Annotated in this window: 6 protein-coding genes and 1 pseudogene; 3 read left to right on the top strand and 4 right to left on the bottom strand. The window is 74.8% G+C overall.

Annotation, left to right across the window (positions count from 1 at the left end):
* On the bottom strand, positions 1 to 702 hold a 702-nt coding region (locus RH94_RS08075; RefSeq protein WP_073946947.1), incomplete at its 3' end, for a restriction endonuclease.
* Positions 703 to 1,062: 360 nt separating this feature from the next.
* Between RH94_RS08075 and RH94_RS08070 the strand changes: the two genes are divergently transcribed.
* On the top strand, positions 1,063 to 2,163 hold the full coding sequence (locus tag RH94_RS08070) for a PP2C family protein-serine/threonine phosphatase (RefSeq protein ID WP_234425616.1): 1,101 nt from the start codon (positions 1,063 to 1,065) through the stop codon (positions 2,161 to 2,163).
* Between the two features lie 11 nt (positions 2,164 to 2,174).
* Here RH94_RS08070 and RH94_RS08065 read toward each other — a convergent pair whose 3' ends face one another.
* A complete protein-coding gene (locus tag RH94_RS08065) occupies positions 2,175 to 3,269 on the bottom strand; it encodes an NAD(+)/NADH kinase (RefSeq protein WP_073946946.1) in 1,095 nt (364 codons plus the stop codon).
* Positions 3,270 to 3,396: 127 nt separating this feature from the next.
* Between RH94_RS08065 and RH94_RS08060 the strand changes: the two genes are divergently transcribed.
* Positions 3,397 to 3,567 (top strand): hydrophobic protein, encoded by a 171-nt coding sequence (locus tag RH94_RS08060; RefSeq protein WP_073946945.1) that lies wholly within the window; start codon positions 3,397 to 3,399, stop codon positions 3,565 to 3,567.
* A gap of 82 nt (positions 3,568 to 3,649) precedes the next feature.
* On the opposite strand, the gene RH94_RS08055 is transcribed toward RH94_RS08060, so the two are convergent.
* On the bottom strand, positions 3,650 to 4,669 hold the full coding sequence (locus RH94_RS08055) for a sigma-70 family RNA polymerase sigma factor (RefSeq protein ID WP_073946944.1): 1,020 nt from the start codon (positions 4,667 to 4,669) through the stop codon (positions 3,650 to 3,652).
* A 137-nt stretch (positions 4,670 to 4,806) separates the two neighbouring features.
* Entirely contained in the window at positions 4,807 to 5,550 is a 744-nt protein-coding gene (locus tag RH94_RS08050; RefSeq protein WP_073946943.1) for a DUF2249 domain-containing protein, read from the bottom strand.
* 127 nt (positions 5,551 to 5,677) lie between these two features.
* Here RH94_RS08050 and RH94_RS08045 point away from each other — a divergent pair.
* Positions 5,678 to 5,865: pseudogene (locus tag RH94_RS08045) on the top strand (ferredoxin); the annotation flags it as partial.

Raw genomic sequence — 5,865 nt, 5'->3', positions numbered from 1 at the left:
GGCCTGCCGGTCCAGGCAGACGATCCCGCACCGCTCGGCGTACTCGACGGCCGGGGCGGTGAAGTCGCTGGTGGTGACGACGACCGCGACATCGGCCTCGTGCACGGTGTAGCAGGTGCCGCCGAAGCGCTGGAGCTCCTCGGAGCCGACCCGGTTGGTGTCGCCGTAGCGCTTGCACTGGACGACCACGCGCCGCCCGTCCGGGGTCACGGCCAGGACGTCGGCGCCGAGGTCCCCGGCCCCGCCGACCACCTCGACCCGCGAGCATCCGTCGCGTTCGCACAGCGCGGCCACCGCCTGCTCGAACTCGTCGGGCGCCAGGGCGTCGTAGTCGACGGCGTCCACCACCGCGGCCGGCGGCTCGGGTCCCGCCGGGGCCGCGGGCCCGGCGGGTGGGGCCTCCAGGGCGTCGAGCGCGGTTCTCGTCCCCTCCGCGAGCGCGGCGGCGGCCCGGCGGGCGGCCCTCCTCGCGCGGGACCCGCGCCGCCGGCGCCGTACCGCGAGGACGACGGCCGCGGCGGCGGTGAGGCCCAGGACTGCCGCCCAGACCGGGCGCCGCTCCGCCGCGGCGGCCGCCGCTCGGACGGTGAGGCCCAGGACGGCCAGGACGAGGGCGGCGAGGGCGAAGAACAGGGCCGTCGCGCGCAGGTCGAAGGGGCGCCGGCGGTCGGTCCGGCGTATGCGGCGGGCAGGCGTGGTCATGGCGGGCGAGGACCCCCTCCTCGGGCGGCGGCGAAGATCACTTCGCCGTCTGCCCCGGATCGTCCGCTTCACCGGCCCCCTCGCCGCTGACATGCCCTTGCCTGGAGCAATGACACGGTGGAGGCCGTGCGGCCCAGCACGCTGGTGGTCCTGACGAAGCCCGCCGGGAGTTCCTGTGACCAGGCCGCCTGAGTGTTTCCGCGAGGACCGCCGTCCGGAGCCGGGGCGTACCCTGCCGCACTCCCCCGGGTCTCCCGCTCCCCCGCCGCCCGGGTGCCGCCGGGGCCGGCGGTGAGGCGGCCCGGCCGCCGTACCGGCGAGGACGCGCGTGCGACGCGGGAGCCCCCGGCCCAGCCTCGGGTGCCCGCGCCGCCCCGGTGGCTGCGCCGGCTGCCGGCCATGTACGTCGCGGTGGTCCTCGCCGTGGAGCCGATCACCCCTGTGCAGTGGCCCGTGAGCTTCGTGCTCACCGCGCTCCCGGTGGTCGCCGCCTTCGCGCACGGTCCGGCCGCCGTCGCCGCCGTCACCGTGTTCGCCATCGTGTTCGAGGGTGTCCTGGCCGGTACTCCGTGCTGCGCGGGCCGTCCCGTGGGCTATGTGTGGGACCGCCATTACGTGGCCAACTACGTGTGCACCTTCGTGGTCGGCGTCCTGGGCACGATCCTGGCGGTGCACCGGACGCGCCGGGAGCGCACCCTCGCCACGGTGCGCTCCGTGGCGGAGACCGCGCAGCGGGTTCTGCTGCGGCCGGTCCCCCGCCACCTCGGCCAGGTCTCCGTGGAGACCCTGTACCTCTCCGCGGCCGCCGAGGCGCGGATCGGGGGCGATCTGTACGAGGCGCTGCCGACGGCGCACGGAGTGCGCCTGCTCATCGGCGACGTCCGCGGCAAGGGCCTGGTCGCCGTCGAGACGGCCGCGGCGATGCTCGGCGCCTTCCGCGAGGCCGCCCCCGAGGAGCCCGATCTGGCCGGTCTGGCCCGGCGGACGGAGCGGAGCACAGGACACTACGCCCGGCAGATCGCCGGCGGTGAGGCGGCGGAGCGCTTCGTGACGGCGCTGTTCGCGGAGATCCCCGACCGGGAGCCCGTCGTCCGCATCGTCACCTGCGGTCATCCGCCGCCGCTGCTCATCAGCCGCGGCCGGGTCACCGAGCTGGAGGCGACCGATCCCTCGCCGCCCGTCAACCTCGGCGGGCTGATCGGCAACGGCTACCACGTGGACGCCGTGCCCTTCCGGCCCGGTGACCAGCTGCTGCTCTACACCGACGGCGTGACCGAGACCCGGGACCCCGCCGGCGCCTTCTCCCCCCTGGTCGAGCGCGTCCGCCCGTGGGCCGGCCTCCCGCCCGGTGAGCTCCTGGAGCGGCTGCACGCCGACCTGGTCGACTACAGCGACGGCCGGCTGGAGGACGACCTCGCCGCGCTCGCCGCCTACCGCCTGCCCGGTGGGGCCCGCTCCTGACGGGGGCGGCGCTACTCGGGCAGGCCGCGGGGCCCGGACGCGCCGCGAAGTACGCCGGGGCCGGGAGGCAGCGCCAGATGGGCGAGATCCCCGGGCCGCGGGGTGGTCACCGGCCAGAGCGGGGCGGGGGCTCCGTCGGCGACCGCGGCCGGGGCGTCGGTAAGGTTCATGCGGTCGCGCAGCCGGCCGTAGAAGTCCATCGGGCCCAGCCGGACGGCCCGCAGCCGTTGCCGGGCCGCGTACACGCCGATCCAGTCACCGGGGTCGAGCACCCCGCGCAGCTGGCCGTCGATGCTCACGGCGGCCTGGCCCGAGCGGTCCAGGATGCGCAGGGCGACGGGTTCGTCCGGTGCGGCCACGACCGACCGGTTGAACGCCATGTGCGGGGCGACCGGGGTGAAGACGAGGGCGTCCGCGCGGGGCGAGACCACCGGTCCGCCGGCGGCGAAGCTGTAGGCCGTCGAGCCGGTCGGGGTGGCGACCAGCAGCGCGTCGGCCGAGTAGGAGGCCAGGAGCCGGCCCGCGAGGTAGACGCCGGCGGAGATCTGCCGGTCCCGTGCCAGCTTCTCCAGTACGACGTCGTTCAGCGCGGTGACGTGCAGCGCGATGCCCCAGTCGCCGCCGGCCTCGCAGTCGGTGCGCACCCGCGGCGGCGGCAGTATCGGGCGGCGGCCGTAGCGCATCAGCTCCTCGATGTCGGCGGGCACCTCCAGCCGGCGCGAGGCGCGCAGGGTGAGCAGCATGCGGCTCTCCACGGTGAGGCGGTCCTCGACGACGGCGTCCAGCGCGGAGCGCACGACCGTGACCGGCACCTCGGTGAGGAAGCCGACCCGGCCGAGGTCGACGCCCAGGACGAGGGCGTCGTTCACGGCGGCCAGCCGGGCGCCGCGCAGGAAGGTCCCGTCCCCGCCCAGGGTGACGACGAGGTCGGGATCGCCCGCGGCCTCGACCTCCTCCCAGGCGCTGCGCCGCTCCCCGTCGTGCCACACGTCGATGTCCGCGCAGCTCACGGCATGCTCCTCGCACCACTGGCGCACCGTCCGCCCCGCGGTCACGGCCTCCTCCCGGCCGCCGTGGACGACCAGGCCGATACGACGCACCGTCATCTCTGCCTCCGGGTCGGCTCGCGAAGGAACACATTCGGGTTCCCCTTCCTCGGATATGGAAACACCAACATTCGCGGGGCGTTTTCCTGGGAAAGGGGGGCAGACGGTGGTTCGGAGGTTGATAACCATGGTTCCCTTGCTGCTCGTTCTTCTGCTCGCCCTGATCCTCTTCGGCGCCGGGTTCGCCCTGAAGGCGCTGTGGTGGATCGCGGTCATCGTGCTCGTGGTGTGGCTGCTCGGCTTCGTCGTACGGGCGGAGGGCAGCGGCGGCCGGAGGGGTCGCTGGTACCGCTGGTGACGGCCGCCCGCGCGGTCCACGGTGGGAGCGGACGTGCGCCCGGCCCTCAGGCCGGGCGCACGTCCGTGTCCGGGTGCGGGCGTCAGCCCGCCCACTCCAGGAGCCGTTCGCCCGGCTCCTGTTCCCTCAGCCGTGCCAGGGACTCCTTCTCCAGCTGACGGACGCGTTCGCGGGTCAGACCCACGTGCCGTGCGACCTCCTGGAGGGTGCGCTGCCGCCCGTCGTGCAGGCCGTAGCGCAGGCTGAGGATGAGGGCCTCGCGCGGTGCGAGCGTGTCGACGGCCTCCCGCAGCTCCTCCGCGAGCGCCTGGTACTCGACGACCTCGGGGGCCCGCAGCACCTCGCTGTCGGGGATGAGGTCGCCCACCACCGTCTCGCCGGTGTCGTCCACCGGCGTGTCCAGGCTGATCACCTGCCGGCCGACGCGGCGCAGCCAGATCACCCTGTCCTCGCCGATGCCGCTGTCCCGGGCGACCTCCTCGACGGTCGGCTCGCGCCCGAGGCGGAGGTGCAGCCTGCGCTCGACCTTGGCCAGTTTCTGCAGCTGTTCCACGACGTGCATCGGCAGCCGCACCGCACGCGCGTGCGTGGCGAGACCGCGCTCGATCGCCTGCCGGATCCACCAGGTGGCGTACGTGGAGAACTTGAAGCCCCTGGTGTGGTCGAACTTCTCCACCGCCCTGATGAGCCCCAGGTTGCCCTCCTGGATGACGTCGAGCAGGGGCAGCCCGCGGTGGGCGTGCCGCTTGGCCATCGACACCACGAGCCGGAGGTTGGCCCGCACCATGTGGTCCTTCGCCTCCTGGCCGTCGCGCACGGCGGCCTCCAGCTCCCGCCGGCGCTCCGGCGGGAGCTCACGGCCGCCCTCCCCGGCCTGCCGCAGTTCCTCCACGGCGTGCAGGCCGGCCTCGATGCGCTGGGCCAGCCGCACTTCGCCGTCCGCGTCGAGCAGCGGTGTCGCCGCGATCTGGCGCAGGTACTGGCCCAGCAGGTCCGCTTCCCCGTCGCGTTCGGGAACCGCGTCGTACCGCTTGGTGCTCCGGGCCGGCGGTCGACGGCCGTCCCGTGCGGGCGTTGCCGTCCTCCGTGTCGTGGGAGCCATGCTCGCGCTCCTCGTCGTCCTCACGTCCGGACTGTCCGGGTACCCGGGACGACCACGGGCTCACCCCGTCCCGGCCGACCGCTCGAACACCCCGGCGGCCACCGCACTCGGGCGCCATGGCCCAGAGGCCGGCGGGTTCAGGTGGAGGTGGCCTTCCGGCCGATGCGGACCCGCCACCGCTGGGGCCCGGATTCCAGGTAGTCCCAGGTGAAGGCGCCCGGATGGGTGGCTTCGAACTCGCGCCGCAGCGGCTTGGGGTCGTGGTTGTTGACGAGGGTGAAGGCCTCGCCGGGCGCGAGGCGGGCGTAGCGGGCGAAGATGCGCGGGTGGCGCCTGCCGTGCGGGACGGCGGTGACGTCGACGACGGCGGGCTGTTCGAGCCGGCCGCCCTCCAGCAGGGTCTCGAAGTCCGCGGCGAGCAGCGGCAGGTCGGCGCCGGGCAGGGCGGCGAGCGCGGGCAGCAGCACGGTCTCCTCGACGGAGAGATGGACCGTGAGGAGGCCGACGACGTCCTGGGCGGCGGCCGCCGCGGCGGCCGCGTCGTCGGCCGAGGCGAGCGCGTCGATCCGCGCGCCGACGGCGGACGAGGTGGCCCTCAGGGCCTTGACCAGCAGCCGGGTCTCGGCGGCGCCCGCGGCGGGCGCGTACAGCGCCTGGTCGGTCGCGGCCAGATGGCGGCGCACCTCGCCGGCGCAGTAGTCGGTCAGGGCCGCTCGTGCCTGCTCCCGGGCGGAGTGGCCCAGGTGGAGTTCGGTCAGCAGTGCCGTCTTGGGCCGCAGCCCGGCGAGCAGGCGCCGGTGCGCGGCCAGGATCGCGGCCTCGGCCTGGACGGCCGGATCGGTCGCGGTGTTGCGGATGTGGACCTCGAAGGACTGCGTCACGGCTCTCCCCTTCTCGTTCGTCGCCACGCCCGGCACCCGGCGTTTCGCCTATTATTACATGTGCTATTCGTAGAAATAGCGCAGGAGACGCTCGGCCCCGGTGCCGACCCGCAGGAGGAGGGCGCTCATGACCTGTCCGATCGCGCAGCCGTGCGTGGACGTGAAGGGCAGGGCCCGCGTCGAGGAGTGCCCGGTGGAGGCGGTCTTCCGCGAGGAGGACGTGCCGGCCGGGTGGCGGGACCGCACACGGGCGAACGCGGAGTTCTTCGACGGGCTCGGCTCCCCCGGCGGCGCGGCCAGGCCGGCACCGATCGC

The organism is Streptomyces kebangsaanensis, assembly GCF_001906585.1.
Lineage (GTDB): Bacteria > Actinomycetota > Actinomycetes > Streptomycetales > Streptomycetaceae > Streptomyces > Streptomyces kebangsaanensis.
Note: the sequence above shows the minus strand (reverse complement) of the source record. Positions and strands in the feature narration are given on the sequence as shown.